Source organism: Pseudomonas karstica, from assembly GCF_009707515.1.
GTDB classification, from domain to species: domain Bacteria; phylum Pseudomonadota; class Gammaproteobacteria; order Pseudomonadales; family Pseudomonadaceae; genus Aquipseudomonas; species Aquipseudomonas karstica.
Map to the genome: position 1 here is coordinate 73,525 of NZ_WLYI01000029.1, position 14,053 is coordinate 87,577.

The following is a 14,053-nucleotide window of genomic DNA, read 5'->3' on the forward strand; positions in this document are numbered from 1 at the left end:
CCGCTGTCGAGGCACGAGGCTGCGATAAGGGCCGCAGGACCTTCAGCGGTTTCAAAGCCCAGGCGACTACGCCAGCGGCTACATCAGCCGACTGAGCGGTGTACTTCAGGGAATCGGTGAGGAGCCTGGATTCGGCTTTGCAGGGTGTCGGCAAACGCGCGGGCTTCGGCCTCACTGCGGAAGGTAAAGGCGTTCTGGTCCAGACGAACCTGCCATTTGTTGCCTTGGGATTTTGCTAACGCTTTTATCAGGATTTTCATTGCTGACTTCCTCACGTAAAAGATTGCGTGGCAAAGGCGGCCAATATAAACCCGAATACGCTTAAAAATATGACAAGGATCAAGTCTCTGACTAGCGGTGTCGTCCATCACTTACATGAATAACAGACGACACTGACAGACCTATCTCTTAGAAGCCTTCCAGCACGATTTTGCCCTTGGCCTTGCCGCTTTCCAGCAGTTCATGGGCACGCCGCAGGTTGGCGGCGTTGATCACCCCAAAGTGCTCTCCCACCGTGGTTTTCAGTGTGCCGGCGTCGATCAGTTCAGCCACGCGGTTGAGCAGGTTGTGCTGTTCGATCATGTCGGCCGTCTCGAACATCGAACGGGTGTACATGAACTCCCAATGCAGCGACAGGCTCTTGCGCTTGAGCTTGCTGATGTCCAGCGCCTTGGGGTCATCGATCAGTGCCAGCTTGCCTTGGGGAACCAGGGCTTCCACCAGTTGATCCAGGTGATGGTCGGTCTGGGTCAGGCTGGCAACGTGGGTCACGTGTGGATGGCCGGCACGTTTCAACTCCTCGCTCAGCGGTTGGCTGTGGTCAATCACCAGATGAGCACCCAGATCCTTGGCCCAGGCCTGGGTTTGTGGGCGCGAGGCGGTGCCGATGACATTCAGCGCGGTGAGCTGGCGGGCCAATTGAGTGAGGATCGAGCCGACGCCACCGGCAGCACCCACGATCAGCAGGCTTTGGTTCTCATCAGTCTTGCCTTCACGCACTTGCAGGCGCTCGAACAGCAGTTCCCAGGCGGTAATGGCAGTGAGTGGCAGTGCGGCGGCGTCGGCAAACCCCAGGCTTTTTGGCATGTGGCCGACGATTCGCTCATCCACCGTGTGCAGTTCGCTGTTACCGCCCGGGCGCACCAGGGAGCCGGCGTAAAACACCTTGTCGTCAACCTTGAACAGGCTCACTTCACTGCCCACGGCCTTGACCACGCCGGCCACGTCCCAACCCAGCACCTTGGCTGCGCCGTTTTCCGGGGCGACGTTCTGGCGGACCTTGGTGTCCACCGGGTTGACCGAGATGGCTCTGACCTCTACCAGCAGGTCCCGGGGACCGGCGACCGGTTCTGGCAATTCGATGTCCTGCAGGGACTTGGGGTCGTTGATGGGCAGTGAGGCGTAGTAAGCGATAGCTTTCATGAGCGTTTCCAAAAAGAGTTGGGTTGATCAGGCGAGGAACTTCAGGCGCTTGAGCTCGAAATGCTCAATCACATCCGCGGCCTTGGCGCGAAAGCTCTGGATATGGGCGCTCTGATCGTGGTCGGCCAGCGCGGCGTCATCGCTCCAGCGTTCGAGCATGTAGAAGGTCTCGGGGTGTTGCAGATCCTGGTGCAAGTCGTATTGCTGGCAACCGGCTTCGGTGCGGGTAGGTTCCAGTAGCCCACGCAGCAATTGTTCGAGGGTGTCCTGTTGACCGGGTTTGGCAATCAGCGTGGCAATGACATTAAAGGCGGCGGACATATTCGACTCCAGGCACGTGATGAGTGGGATGGACAGATGATTGGCTATTTCTCTGCAAGATAAAACCCGCTAAAAGAGCAGTCTCTTTCAATATTTTTTTGATAATCGGTTGGGGCTTTCAGCATGCTGCGTTTTGATGACTTGCAGTTATTTGTTCGTGCGGCGGACCTGGGCAGCCTTTCGGCGGCGGCGCGGGTCATGGACATGTCCGCGGCGGTGGCCAGTGCGGCGTTGAAGCGTATCGAGCAGCAACTGGGGGCGCGGCTGCTGGCGCGGTCCACCCGCAGCCTGCGCCTGACCGCCGAAGGTGAAGGGTTCCTGGAGTACGCCCGTACTGCCTTGAGCAGTCTGGATGAGGGGCGCCGGTTGTTGGCCAGTGGTCAGGATCAGGTGAGCGGCGTCCTGCAACTGTCGGCGCCTTCGGACTTTGGACGCAACCAGTTGCTGCCCTGGCTGGATGAGTTTCAGCGCGAATACCCCAAGCTGAGTGTGCGCCTGCTGTTGGGCGACCGCATTGCCGACCTGTTCCGCCAACCAGTGGACATCGCCTTGCGCTACGGCGAACCCGAGGATTCCAGCCTGATCGCCTTGCCCATCGCCCCGCAGAACCACAGGGTACTCTGCGCTGCGCCCAGCTACCTGGCCCGACACGGTGAGCCCCGTCACTTGGAGCAACTGGCCCAACACAATTGCCTGCTGTATATGCTCGGCAGCCGGGTGCATGACCAGTGGCTTTTTCACGACGGCAAGCGCGAGGTCAGCCTGACGGTGACAGGCGATCGGTTCAGTGATGATGCCGACGTGGTCCGTCGGTGGGCTGTGGCCGGCGTCGGTATTGCCTATAAGTCCTGGCTGGACGTCAGCACCGATGTGCTGGCCGGGCGCTTGCGCCTGATCCTGCCGGAGCTGCGGGGCGAGCGCACGCCACTCAATCTGTTGTGTGCCCATCGCGCTCAGTTGAGCAAGCCGATCAACCTTTTGCGGGAAATGCTTGTGTCCCGCTGTATGAAGTTGACCGCACAGTTGCCAGACCGACAGATATCTACGCAATAACCTCGCAAACTTCGGGAATTTTCATTCGACCTCTGTCTGTGATTGGTCTGTCAGACGCCCCGGAATCCGGCGTTTTCGCGCTTATACTTTTCTGCGCAATGCAACAGACAAATGATTCAACAGGGAGTGAATAGGTACATGGAACAGGCACCTTGCATCAGCCAGATCGCGACATTGTTGGCCCACCCTAAACGCACCGCGATGATGTGGGCGTTGATGGACGGTTCGGCCAAACCCACTGATGAGTTGGCGCAACTGGTGGGCGTATCGCAAGCTTCGGCCAATGCCCACCTGGCACGCTTGGCGGCCGGCGGCTTGCTACGAATCGAGGATCGTGGGAACAAGCGGTTTTTTCGTATGGCGGCACCCGATGTGGGAGCTGCCGTCGACGCCCTGGCCTGCGCCACAGTGGCCAGTGCGGTGCGCCGCGCGCCGAAGTCTGTCCCGTTGGCTCAGGCACTGGTTGCGCCAGAACCATTACGCCGGGCCAGGCTTTGCCAAGGGCATTTAGGCGGCGAACTGGCGGCCGGTCTCTATCAACGAATGATGGCCGCCGGATGGGTCGAGCGTCGGGAACAGCGGATCGAGGTGACGCCCAAGGGGGCGCGCAATCTGGCGGGCTTCGGGATATTCACCCAGGCCTTGGCCCAGGGCTGCAATTCACCCATTGCGTGCGACTGTTTCGATTGGAGTGAGCAGCAGCCACATCTGGGTGGAGCATTAGGGGCCGGCTTATTGCGCTTGTTCATGCAGTCGGGCTGGGTCCGCGAGATCCATGAGGCCAGGGCATTGCAGGTCACTGAAGCGGGGCAGATGGAAATTGCCCGGCTGGCCACTTCTGCGATGGCCTTGGCCACATAGCGTTGCTCAGGGTTTCAGTCAGTGCCTGTCAAGGCTTGACTAACCGCGCATCCAGGCTGTTCTGCGCCAGGCGTTTGGCCTGGTCCTGGGTCATGCCCAGGTGGGTGTGCAGGGCGTGGAAGTTCTCGGTGACATAGCCGCCGAAATACGCCGGGTCGTCCGAGTTCACCGTGACCTTCACGCCACGCTCGAGCATGTCGAGGATGTTGTGCTGGGACATGTGGTCGAACACGCACAGTTTGGTGTTGGACAGTGGGCACACGGTCAGTGGGATTTGCTCGTCGATGATCCGCTGCATCAGGCGTTCGTCTTCGATGGCGCGCACGCCATGGTCGATACGCTCAATTTTCAGCAGGTCGAGGGCTTCCCAGATGTACTCCGGCGGGCCTTCTTCGCCAGCATGGGCGACAGTCAGGAAGCCCTCGTGACGGGCGCGATCAAACACGCGCTGGAACTTGCTCGGCGGGTGACCCATTTCCGAACTGTCCAGGCCGACTGCGACAAACGCGTCACGGAACGGCAGCGCCTGGTCGAGGGTTTTCTCGGCTTCTTCCTGGCTCAGGTGGCGCAGGAAGCTCAGGATCAAGCCGCTGGTGATGCCCAGTTGCTGCTCGCCGTCTTTCAGCGCGGCGGCGATACCGTTGAGTACCACTTCGAACGGCACACCACGGTCGGTGTGGGTTTGCGGGTCGAAGAAGGGTTCGGTGTGGATCACGTTCTGCGCCTTGCAGCGCAGCAGGTAAGCCCAGGTCAGGTCGTAGAAGTCCTGGGAGGTGCGCAATACATCGGCGCCCCGGTAATAGAGGTCGAGAAACTCTTGCAGGTTGTTGAAGGCGTAGGCTTTGCGCAGGGTTTCGACGTCACTCCACGGCAGCGCGATCTTATTGCGTTCAGCCAGGGCGAATAGCAGCTCGGGCTCCAGTGAGCCCTCCAGGTGCAGGTGCAATTCAGCCTTGGGCAGGGCGTTGAGCCAGTCGTACATGTATAAAATCTCATCAGGTGCAATGGCGGCATTCTACAGGCCATGGCCGAAATAATCGGCAAAACCTGATCAAACGGTGAGCATTCGGTTTCCTCGCACAAGCGGTGAGTGAACTAAGGTGTAACGAAACGTTAGCGGCGTGGTGGAGTCTGTACCCCATCAATGACTGGTTTGCCGTTCGAAAAGGCCCGTAATGTTCACATCCCTCAAGCAAGAAAAATTCATGCTGCTGGCGCTGATTGCCGCCATCGTGGCCTACCCGCTGGAACACTGGTTGCTGCACAGCGGGCAGGTGGTCGCGTTAGTGGGTGGCCTGACGTTGATCGGTTTTATTGTCATGGCCTCGATGCGTGTGGCTCATCACGCCGAGCAACTGGCGGAAAAGGTCGGCGATCCCTACGGCACCATGATCTTGACTCTCGCCGCGGTGTTGGTAGAGGTGGTCATCCTGGCGATCATGATGAGTAATGAGCCGTCGCCCACCTTGGTGCGCGATACCATCTATTCAGCGGTGATGCTGGACATCAATGGCATCCTCGGCCTGGCGGCGTTGATGGGGGGCATCAAGCATGGGGAACAGTCCTACAACGATGATTCCGCCCGGACCTACAGCGTGATGATCCTCACCGCCATGGGCGTCTCGATGGTAGTGCCGGAATTTATCCCCGAGGCCGACTGGAAAATTTACTCGGCCTTCACCATCGGCGCGATGGTGGTTTTGTACGCCCTGTTCCTGCGGATGCAGGTCGGCCCCCACAGTTATTTCTTCAGCTACAGCTACCCGGAAAAACGCCGTAAAAAGCCGCCCGAAGAAACCCCGTCCACCAGCCTGGCATTCTCCATTGGTACTTTAATCTTTGGCGTTATCGTGATTGGCGCGCTGGCCGAAGTGATGTCCAAGACCCTCGACCTGGGCCTGGAAGGTACAGGCGCACCGCCGATGATCACCGCGATTGTTGTCGCGGCGATCTCTGCGGCGCCGGAAATTTTGACCGCGTTGCGGGCGGCGCTGGCCAATCGTATGCAGTCGGTGGTGAATATTGCGCTGGGGGCGTCGTTGTCGACAGTGATCCTGACCGTGCCGGTAATGGAGGCCATGGCGCTCTACTCCGGCCAGCCGTTTCAGATGGCGATGACGCCGGTGCAGACAGTGATGGTGTTTATTACCTTGATTGTCAGCGCGATCAACCTCAACGATGGCGAAACCAACGCCATCGAAGGGATGACTCACTTTGTTTTGTTTGCGACCTTTATCATGTTGTCGCTGTTGGGGTTGTAGGCGCGAGCGTGCTCGCGATGGTCGTTAACGATAACGCGAGGTTTCTGGTTAAGCGCGGTGCTCCCAGGTTCTTCGCGAGCAAGCTCGCTCCTACAGTGGGGCGTTTAGCCGCTGATCAACTGTCGCGCTGCCTGGCTGTGGTCGGCGATCAAGCCCTTGAGGTCCAGGCCTTCGACTTGCCCGTCGATTACCCGCCATTGGCCGCCGATCATCACCCGATCCGCACGGTCGGCGCCGCATAACAACAGCGCCGAAATCGGATCGTGGCTGCCGGAGAAGCGCAGTTCATCCAGCTTGAATAGCGCCAGGTCGGCCTGTTTGCCTACGGCCAGTTCACCGATGTCGCTGCGTCCCAATAACTGCGCCGAGCCTTTGGTGGCCCAGCCTAAAACCAGTTCCGGCGTGATCTTTTCCGCACCGTAACGCAGGCGCTGGATGTACAACGCCTGGCGCGTCTCCAGCATCATGTTCGACGCATCATTGGAGGCCGAACCGTCTACACCCAAGCCAATCGGCGCCCCGGCGGCGAGCAGGTCAAGGGTCGGGCAAATGCCCGAGGCCAAGCGCATATTGGAGCTTGGGCAATGGCAAATGCCGGTGCCGGCCGCGCCGAGCCGGGCAATTTCTTCAGGGTTGAAGTGAATGCCGTGGGCCAGCCAGGTACGCGGACCGAGCCAGCCGACACTGTCCAGGTAGTCCACGGTACGCAGGCCAAATCGCTGCAGGCAGAAGTCTTCTTCGTCGAGGGTTTCTGCCAGGTGAGTGTGCAAGCGCACGTCGAGGCGGTTGGCCAATTCGGCGCTGGCGGCCATGATTTCCTGGGTGACGGAGAACGGTGAGCAGGGCGCCAGGGCGATCTGTATTTGCGCGCCGTTGCCTCGCTCGTGGTACTGGGCGATCAGGCGCTGGCTGTCGGCCAGGATGACTTCGCCCTGTTGCACGGTCTGTTGCGGCGGCAGGCCACCGTCGGCCTCGCCCAAACTCATGGAACCGCGGGTCAGCATGGCACGCATGCCCAACTCGCGCACACTGTCGACTTGCACGTCGATGGCGTTTTCCAGGCCGTCGGGAAACAGGTAGTGATGATCTGCCGCCGTGGTGCAGCCCGAGAGCAGCAACTCGGCCAGGGCGACTTTACTGGCCAGCGCCAGCTTCTGCGGTGTCAGGCGGGCCCACACCGGGTAGAGGGTTTTCAGCCACGGGAACAGCGGCTGATTGACCACCGGCGCCCAGGCACGCGTGAGGGTTTGATAGAAGTGATGATGGGTGTTGATCAGCCCGGGCAGAATCACATGTTCGCGGGCATCGAAGAGGTGTCCACAGGCGCTGGTGGGTTCTTGCCCCAGGCCGAGGACTTCGACGATCACGCCATCTTGCACCACCAGGCCGCCACGAGCATCGAGGGTGTTTGCAGTGAAAATCGCGAGAGGGTTTTTTAACCAGATACGGGTCGCAGGCATTGGCCGGCTCCTCTGAATGATGGGTTCAGGTTTGCCAGCTCAGTGTTGCCCTGTCTGCTGATCCAGGGTCGCCGGGGAGGGCGAGGTGGGCAGTTTACGTGGGGATCGCTGTCGTCGGCAATCCGGCGATAACAATCCGGGCGATGTTTACCAGGGAATGGTCCGGCCCTGGTAGTCGACAAAATGATGGCCGCCCTTACCAGAGTAGGCATTCACTTGGTCGATCAAGCCGCGGACGCTGGTCTCGACGTCGATGTGCGCGTTTTCGCCGCCCATGTCGGTTTTCACCCAGCCCGGGTGCAGGGACAGTACGGTCAACTTCTGGTCACCCAGTTGCACGACAAAGCTGTTGGTCATGGAGTTCAGTGCCGCCTTGCTGGCTTTGTACAACGCCAGGTCTGCGCCATCAGGGATGGTCACGCTGCCCAGCACTGAACTCATGAAAGCCAGCACGCCACTGTCTGCACGAATCTGCCCGACAAAACGTTGGGCCAGGTTGATCGGTGCCACGGCATTGGTGAAAAACAGTTGGCCGACTTCAGCCAGGGTAGCGTGGCCGGGTTCCTGGTTCGTCGGGCCTTTGACGCCTGCGTTGACGAACAGTAGGTCGAAGGTCTGTGTCTTGAGGCGTTGGCTCAGGGCGATCACGGCTGGTTGATCGTCGATGTCCAATTGTTCTATCTGTACATTTCCCAAGGCCTTCAATGCGTCGGCTTTTTGCCGGTCACGGACGGTGGCGGTGACCTGCCAACCGTCGCCCAGCAATTGCTTGGCCAAGCCAAGGCCCAGGCCCCGGGAGGCGCCGATGATCAGTGCGGTTTTTGTCGTAGGCATGAATGGCTTCCTTTGGAGTGAAGGTTCAGGGATTTAATGGGCAACAGTACCTCAGTCTTTGTTGCAATAGCTGTCGGCGGGCTGATCAAAAAACGTACAGTTGCCCGCGAGCATTGCCAACTCTACCGTCTGCGCACTCTTGCACGGGTTATCCACAGGTTCCTCCACAGTAATTGTGTGCAAGCTTCAAGGTTGGGTATAAGCGTCGTGACCCTTTGTTATAAAGGTGATAAAGCCGCTAACTGACTGTTTTAGGAATGGATTAATACTTTCGTGTGGACATCTGAGCGAAAAATGAACAACGCCCTGTAACCCATGTGACAGAAGGGTTACAGGTGAGTGTGCTCAGGTTATCCACAGGCGGGTGCACAGTAGGTGTGGGCAGTTTTAACGTTGCAGCAGGATGCGTCCGCGGCTCAGGTCCGCCAGTTGGGACTGCAAGGTATCGATCTGCGCCTCTTCCAGCACAAGCTGCAGCTCCACGCCATTGGCGGTGAACACTTCCTCCACCACCAACCCGCCAAGTTCGGCGACGCGCAGTTTCACCAGCGTCAGTTCGGCAAAACCACAGGCACAGCTCAGTGGTAGGCGGCTGATCAATTCGAGACGCTCGGCATTCTGTAGGCATTTATTGGCACCACCGCCATAAGCACGGGCCAAGCCGCCCGTGCCCAGTTGGATGCCGCCGTACCAGCGGATCACCAGCACCACTACTTGATCAAACCCCTGGGCTTCGATGGCTGCCAGGATTGGACGCCCGGCCGTGCCGCCGGGCTCTCCATCATCGTTGCTACGGTATTGATCCCCCAGTTTCCAGGCCCAGCAGTTATGCGTGGCGTTCAGGTCGCTGTGCTGCTCAATGAAGGCCTGGGCGTCCTGTGGGCTGGTGATGGGTGTGGCGAGGGTGAGGAAGCGGCTTTTGCGTATTTCTTCGCGAAACTCGCAAAGTCCGGTCAGTGTGAAAGGCATGAGTCGCTTCGTCTTAGAGGGCTGGCTTGATACCGCAGCCTTTGAGAATGATGTGGATAAGGTTGCTGCCGGCGTCTTCCATGTCGTGTTTGGTCAGCTTGGTACGACCGGTGACACGGCAGATCTGAGTGGCGAAATCGGCGTAATGCTGGGTACTGCCCCAGAGCAGGAAGATCAGGTGCACCGGGTCTACCGGGTCCATTTTGCCAGCGTCAATCCAGGCCTGGAATACGGACGCTCGGCTGCTGAACCAGGCGCGGTAGTCCTGGTTGAAATATTCGCTCAGGCATTCACCGCCGCTGATGATCTCCATGGCGAAGATCCGTGAGGCTTGTGGTTGGCGCCGGGAAAACTCCATTTTGGTGCGGATGTAGCGAGTCAGCGCTTCAGCCGGATCGTCCTCGGGGGTCAGCGTGTTGAAGGTGCTGTCCCACAATTCGAGGATGTTGCTGAGTACGGCGATGTACAGCCCCATCTTGTTGGTGAAGTAGTAGTGCAAGTTGGCCTTGGGCAGTCCCGCTTTCGCAGCAATGGTGTTCATGCTGGTGCCTTTATAACCGTGGCGAGCAAACTCGTCTTCGGCGGCCTGGATAATCGCTTGCTCGTTCTTTTGCCGAATACGGCTTGCAGGTTTTCCGGTGCGGCTGCTGTGGGCAGGAACTTCGAGGCTCATGGAGATTTCCGTGCAGATCGATGAATGCGACTTATGCACAGATAACCCACCCTCAAGCCTCAGACAAGTCCTGATACGAGAAAACTGTCAAAGCGGTCCCCTAATTAGGTGTCGATGATTGTGCTGGGTGGCGATCCCGACGAAGCCGGCCAGTTGATTGGATTCTCTTCATAAAAACCCGACTTACCGGGTTGCAGCCAGGCTTTCGAGGAAGCTTTCCAGCACCAAGTGCGGGCGACGCCCCTTGCGGGTGACCGAAGCGAGGCTCAGGTCATAAAAGCGTGCGCCAGGTTGTAGCGCGCGCAGTCGACCTTGTTGCACCCAGAGGCTGGCGTAGTGATCGGGCAGGTAGCCGATGTAGCGGCCGGTCAGGATCAAGAAGGCCATGCCTTCGCGGTCGGAGGCGCTGGCGGTGCAATTGAGCGCCTGATAGTGAGCCTGGATTTCGGCGGGCAGGCGGAATGTCGGGGCAATGGCGTCCTGGCTGTTGATGCGTTCGTCGTCCAGTTGTTTGTCATCGGCATAAAACAACGGATGGCCGACCGCGCAGTAGAGCAAGGAGCGTTCGCTGTACAGCGGTTGATATTCAAGGCCCGACAGAGCGCTGGCCTGGGGCACCACACCGACATGCAGGCGACCGTCAAGCACGCCTTGCTCCACTTCATTGGGGGCGATCATGCGGATCTGGATTTGCACATCCGGGCCACGCTCCTTTAATTGTGCCAGGGCGTGAGTGATGCGCATGTGTGGCAGGGTGACCAGGTTGTCGGTCAGGCCGATGGTCAGTTCGCCCCGCAGGTGCTGGTGCAGGCCGTTGACCTCGGTACGGAAACTTTCCAGGGCACTTAATAGTTGCAGCACCGACTGATAGACCTCGCGCCCTTCCTCGGTCAAGGAAAAGCCGGCGCGTCCTCGCTGACACAGGCGCAGGCCCAGTCGTTGTTCGAGGTCGCTCATCTGTTGACTGATGGCTGAGCGCCCAATGCCCAGCACAGTTTCCGCCGCCGAGAAGCCACCGCACTCCACCACGCTGCGAAAGATGCGCAGCAGGCGGATATCGAAGTCGCTGACTTGGGCCAGGGGATCGGGTCGGCGGCTGCTCATAGTTTAGTAGGGACCTGACTGAAGGTTAGAAGAGTTGGATTTCACCGACTTTATCCCCGTGGCAATTTAGCTGCAACAACGCTTTTAAAATCCCTACGCTGCCTTTTGCCTTGCGAGGTTTTGCTCATGAATATGCCCGAAAACGCTCCGTCTTCTCTGGCCAGTCAACTGAAGCTGGATGCTCACTGGATGCCTTATACCGCCAACCGCAACTTTCAACGTGATCCGCGTTTGATCGTGGCTGCTGAAGGTAGCTGGTTGACCGATGACAAGGGCCGCAAAGTCTACGACTCGCTGTCGGGCCTGTGGACGTGTGGCGCCGGGCATACTCGCAAGGAGATCCAGGAGGCGGTCGCCAAGCAACTGGGTACCCTGGATTACTCTCCAGGCTTTCAATACGGTCATCCACTGTCGTTCCAGCTGGCGGAAAAAATCACCGACCTGACGCCGGGCAACCTGAACCATGTGTTTTTCACTGACTCCGGCTCCGAGTGCGCCGATACCGCGGTGAAGATGGTGCGTGCCTACTGGCGGCTGAAAGGGCAGGCGACCAAGACCAAAATGATTGGTCGCGCTCGTGGTTATCACGGTGTGAATATCGCCGGTACCAGCCTGGGTGGCGTCAATGGCAACCGTAAGATGTTTGGCCAGGCGATGATGGACGTTGATCACCTGCCGCACACGTTGCTGGCAAGCAATGCCTTCTGCCGTGGCATGCCGGAGCAGGGTGGTATCGCCTTGGCTGATGAGCTGCTCAAACTGATCGAACTGCACGATGCGTCCAACATTGCGGCAGTCTTCGTTGAGCCGATGGCGGGCTCTGCGGGTGTGCTGGTACCGCCACAGGGTTACCTCAAGCGTCTGCGTGAGATCTGTGATCAGCACAATATCCTGCTGGTGTTCGACGAAGTGATCACAGGCTTTGGTCGTACCGGTTCGATGTTCGGTGCCGACAGCTTTGGCGTCACCCCAGACTTGATGTGCATTGCCAAGCAAATCACCAACGGCGCCATTCCAATGGGAGCGGTGATTGCCAGCTCCGAGATCTACCAGACCTTCATGAACCAGGCGACGCCTGAATACGCGGTGGAATTCCCCCACGGCTACACCTACTCGGCGCACCCGGTGGCCTGCGCGGCTGGTTTGGCGGCACTGGATCTGCTGCAGAAGGAAAACCTGGTGCAGAGCGTGGCCGAAGTCGCACCGCATTTCGAGAATGCGCTGCATGGCCTGAAAGGCAGCAAGAACGTGATCGACATCCGTAACTATGGCCTGGCCGGTGCAATCCAGATCGCCCCGCGTGACGGCGATGCCATTGTGCGTCCATTCGAGGCCGGCATGGCCTTGTGGAAGGCCGGTTTCTACGTGCGCTTCGGCGGTGACACCCTGCAATTCGGGCCAACCTTCAACAGCAAGCCGCAGGACCTGGATCGCTTGTTCGATGCGGTCGGCGAAGTGCTGAACAAGATCGACTGATTTCTCCTTCTATATAGAACAACTTTTCAGGAGCCCTGCATGAGCCTTATCCAGCATTTGATCAATGGCGAACTGGTGACCGACAACGGTCGTAGCGCTGATGTGTACAACCCGTCCACTGGCCAGGTGATTCACCAAGTGCCGCTGGCCAGCCGTGAAACCATTCAAAGCGCTATCGACTCGGCCAAGGCGGCGTTCCCGGCGTGGCGCAACACGCCGCCGGCCAAGCGTGCCCAGGTGATGTTCCGTTTCAAGCAATTGCTGGAGCAGAACGAAGCGCGCATTGCGCAATTGATCAGTGAAGAGCATGGCAAGACCCTGGAAGACGCCGCCGGTGAGTTGAAGCGCGGTATCGAGAACGTCGAGTACGCCTGTTCGGCGCCAGAGATCCTCAAGGGTGAGTTCAGCCGCAACGTCGGTCCGAACATTGATGCCTGGTCTGACTTCCAGCCGCTGGGTGTGGTGGCGGGCATTACGCCGTTCAACTTCCCGGCGATGGTGCCGTTGTGGATGTATCCGCTGGCGATCGTCTGCGGCAACTGCTTCATCCTCAAGCCATCGGAGCGTGATCCAAGCTCGACGCTGCTGATTGCACAATTGCTGCAGGAAGCCGGCTTGCCCAAAGGTGTCATGAGTGTGGTGCACGGTGACAAGGGCGCGGTGGATGCGCTGATCGAAGCGCCGGAAGTCAAGGCTTTGAGCTTTGTCGGTTCGACGCCGATTGCCGAGTACATCTATTCCGAAGCTACCAAGCGTGGCAAGCGTGTTCAGGCGCTGGGCGGAGCGAAGAACCATGCGGTGCTGATGCCGGATGCGGACCTGGATAACGCGGTCAGTGCTTTGATGGGCGCAGCCTACGGTTCCTGCGGTGAGCGTTGCATGGCGATCTCGGTGGCTGTGTGCGTGGGGGATCAGGTAGCGGATGCGCTGATCGCCAAGTTGGTACCGCAGATCAAGGCGTTGAAAATTGGCGCCGGCACGACATGTGGCCTGGATATGGGGCCGCTGGTGTCCGCTCAGGCGCGGGACAAGGTCAGTGGTTATATAGAAGACGGTGTTTCTTGTGGTGCCGAGTTGGTCGTCGATGGTCGTGGCCTGAGCGTGGCCGGTCATGAGGATGGCTTCTTCCTGGGCGGTTGCCTGTTCGACCGTGTGACGCCCGAGATGCGCATCTATAAGGAAGAGATCTTTGGGCCGGTGCTGTGCGTGGTTCGGGTGAATAGCCTGGAAGCGGCGATGCAATTGATCAATGAGCATGAGTACGGCAATGGCACCTGCATCTTTACCCGTGATGGTGAAGCGGCGCGGTTGTTCTGTGACGAGATCGAAGTGGGCATGGTTGGTGTGAACGTGCCATTGCCGGTACCAGTGGCGTATCACAGCTTTGGTGGCTGGAAGCGTTCGCTGTTTGGCGACTTGCATGCATATGGGCCGGATGGGGTGCGTTTCTATACGCGTCGCAAGGCAATCACCCAGCGCTGGCCACAGCGGGCCAGCCATGAAGCATCGCAGTTCGCCTTTCCGAGTTTGTAAGTAGAAGGGCAGAAGGCCGACCCTTTAGGGTCGGCCTTTGCGTTTTCGGGGCTTTTTTGACCGATATAACCGAATTGTGAAAATAG

The 14,053-nt window shown here is 58.9% G+C and carries 14 protein-coding genes; 5 read left to right on the forward strand and 9 right to left on the reverse strand.

The genetic code is table 11. The features are described from left to right. Positions 1 to 83: 83 nt before the first annotated feature. From GIR22_RS26010 to GIR22_RS19960, 3 genes are all read right to left on the reverse strand, one after another. Entirely contained in the window at positions 84 to 260 is a 177-nt protein-coding gene (locus GIR22_RS26010) for a hypothetical protein (RefSeq protein ID WP_178122369.1), read from the reverse strand. A gap of 148 nt (positions 261 to 408) precedes the next feature. After that, on the reverse strand, positions 409 to 1,422 hold the full coding sequence (locus GIR22_RS19955; protein WP_154744985.1) for a zinc-binding alcohol dehydrogenase family protein: 1,014 nt from the start codon (positions 1,420 to 1,422) through the stop codon (positions 409 to 411). A gap of 27 nt (positions 1,423 to 1,449) precedes the next feature. Next, positions 1,450 to 1,743, reverse strand: coding sequence for a putative quinol monooxygenase (locus GIR22_RS19960; RefSeq protein ID WP_154744986.1), 294 nt, complete (start codon positions 1,741 to 1,743; stop codon positions 1,450 to 1,452). A gap of 123 nt (positions 1,744 to 1,866) precedes the next feature. Between GIR22_RS19960 and GIR22_RS19965 the strand changes: the two genes are divergently transcribed. Together GIR22_RS19965 and GIR22_RS19970 are read left to right on the forward strand one after the other, a co-directional pair. Next, a complete protein-coding gene (locus GIR22_RS19965; protein ID WP_154744987.1) occupies positions 1,867 to 2,796 on the forward strand; it encodes a LysR family transcriptional regulator in 930 nt (309 codons plus the stop codon). 138 nt (positions 2,797 to 2,934) lie between these two features. After that, positions 2,935 to 3,657 carry an ArsR/SmtB family transcription factor gene (locus GIR22_RS19970; RefSeq protein WP_154744988.1) on the forward strand — a complete coding sequence of 241 codons (723 nt, stop codon included), beginning with the start codon at positions 2,935 to 2,937 and terminating at the stop codon, positions 3,655 to 3,657. A gap of 28 nt (positions 3,658 to 3,685) precedes the next feature. Here GIR22_RS19970 and GIR22_RS19975 read toward each other — a convergent pair whose 3' ends face one another. Then, positions 3,686 to 4,639 (reverse strand): adenosine deaminase, encoded by a 954-nt coding sequence (locus tag GIR22_RS19975; RefSeq protein ID WP_154744989.1) that lies wholly within the window; start codon positions 4,637 to 4,639, stop codon positions 3,686 to 3,688. Positions 4,640 to 4,832: 193 nt separating this feature from the next. On the opposite strand from GIR22_RS19975, the gene GIR22_RS19980 reads away from it, so the two are divergent. Then, on the forward strand, positions 4,833 to 5,918 hold the full coding sequence (locus GIR22_RS19980; RefSeq protein WP_154744990.1) for a calcium:cation antiporter: 1,086 nt from the start codon (positions 4,833 to 4,835) through the stop codon (positions 5,916 to 5,918). Between the two features lie 104 nt (positions 5,919 to 6,022). Here GIR22_RS19980 and GIR22_RS19985 read toward each other — a convergent pair whose 3' ends face one another. The 5 genes from GIR22_RS19985 to GIR22_RS20005 all read right to left on the reverse strand — a co-directional run bounded on the left by GIR22_RS19985 (position 6,023) and on the right by GIR22_RS20005 (position 10,958). Then, positions 6,023 to 7,378, reverse strand: a complete 1,356-nt coding sequence (locus GIR22_RS19985) for an 8-oxoguanine deaminase (RefSeq protein WP_154744991.1) — start codon at positions 7,376 to 7,378, stop codon at positions 6,023 to 6,025. 147 nt (positions 7,379 to 7,525) lie between these two features. Continuing rightward, the gene (locus tag GIR22_RS19990) at positions 7,526 to 8,212 is read right to left on the reverse strand and encodes an SDR family oxidoreductase (protein WP_154744992.1); all 687 of its coding nucleotides are present in this window, start codon (positions 8,210 to 8,212) and stop codon (positions 7,526 to 7,528) included. A gap of 387 nt (positions 8,213 to 8,599) precedes the next feature. Continuing rightward, positions 8,600 to 9,181 carry an IMPACT family protein gene (locus GIR22_RS19995; protein ID WP_154744993.1) on the reverse strand — a complete coding sequence of 194 codons (582 nt, stop codon included), beginning with the start codon at positions 9,179 to 9,181 and terminating at the stop codon, positions 8,600 to 8,602. Positions 9,182 to 9,194: 13 nt separating this feature from the next. Continuing rightward, complete coding sequence (locus tag GIR22_RS20000) at positions 9,195 to 9,854, reverse strand: TetR/AcrR family transcriptional regulator (RefSeq protein ID WP_154744994.1); 660 nt, start codon at positions 9,852 to 9,854, stop codon at positions 9,195 to 9,197. 183 nt (positions 9,855 to 10,037) lie between these two features. Next, positions 10,038 to 10,958 (reverse strand): LysR family transcriptional regulator, encoded by a 921-nt coding sequence (locus tag GIR22_RS20005; RefSeq protein ID WP_154744995.1) that lies wholly within the window; start codon positions 10,956 to 10,958, stop codon positions 10,038 to 10,040. A 126-nt stretch (positions 10,959 to 11,084) separates the two neighbouring features. On the opposite strand from GIR22_RS20005, the gene aptA reads away from it, so the two are divergent. Continuing rightward, positions 11,085 to 12,434 carry an omega-aminotransferase AptA gene (aptA, locus tag GIR22_RS20010; RefSeq protein ID WP_154744996.1) on the forward strand — a complete coding sequence of 450 codons (1,350 nt, stop codon included), beginning with the start codon at positions 11,085 to 11,087 and terminating at the stop codon, positions 12,432 to 12,434. Between the two features lie 39 nt (positions 12,435 to 12,473). Next, positions 12,474 to 13,967 carry a CoA-acylating methylmalonate-semialdehyde dehydrogenase gene (locus GIR22_RS20015; RefSeq protein ID WP_154744997.1) on the forward strand — a complete coding sequence of 498 codons (1,494 nt, stop codon included), beginning with the start codon at positions 12,474 to 12,476 and terminating at the stop codon, positions 13,965 to 13,967. The last annotated feature ends 86 nt before the right edge of the window (positions 13,968 to 14,053 follow it).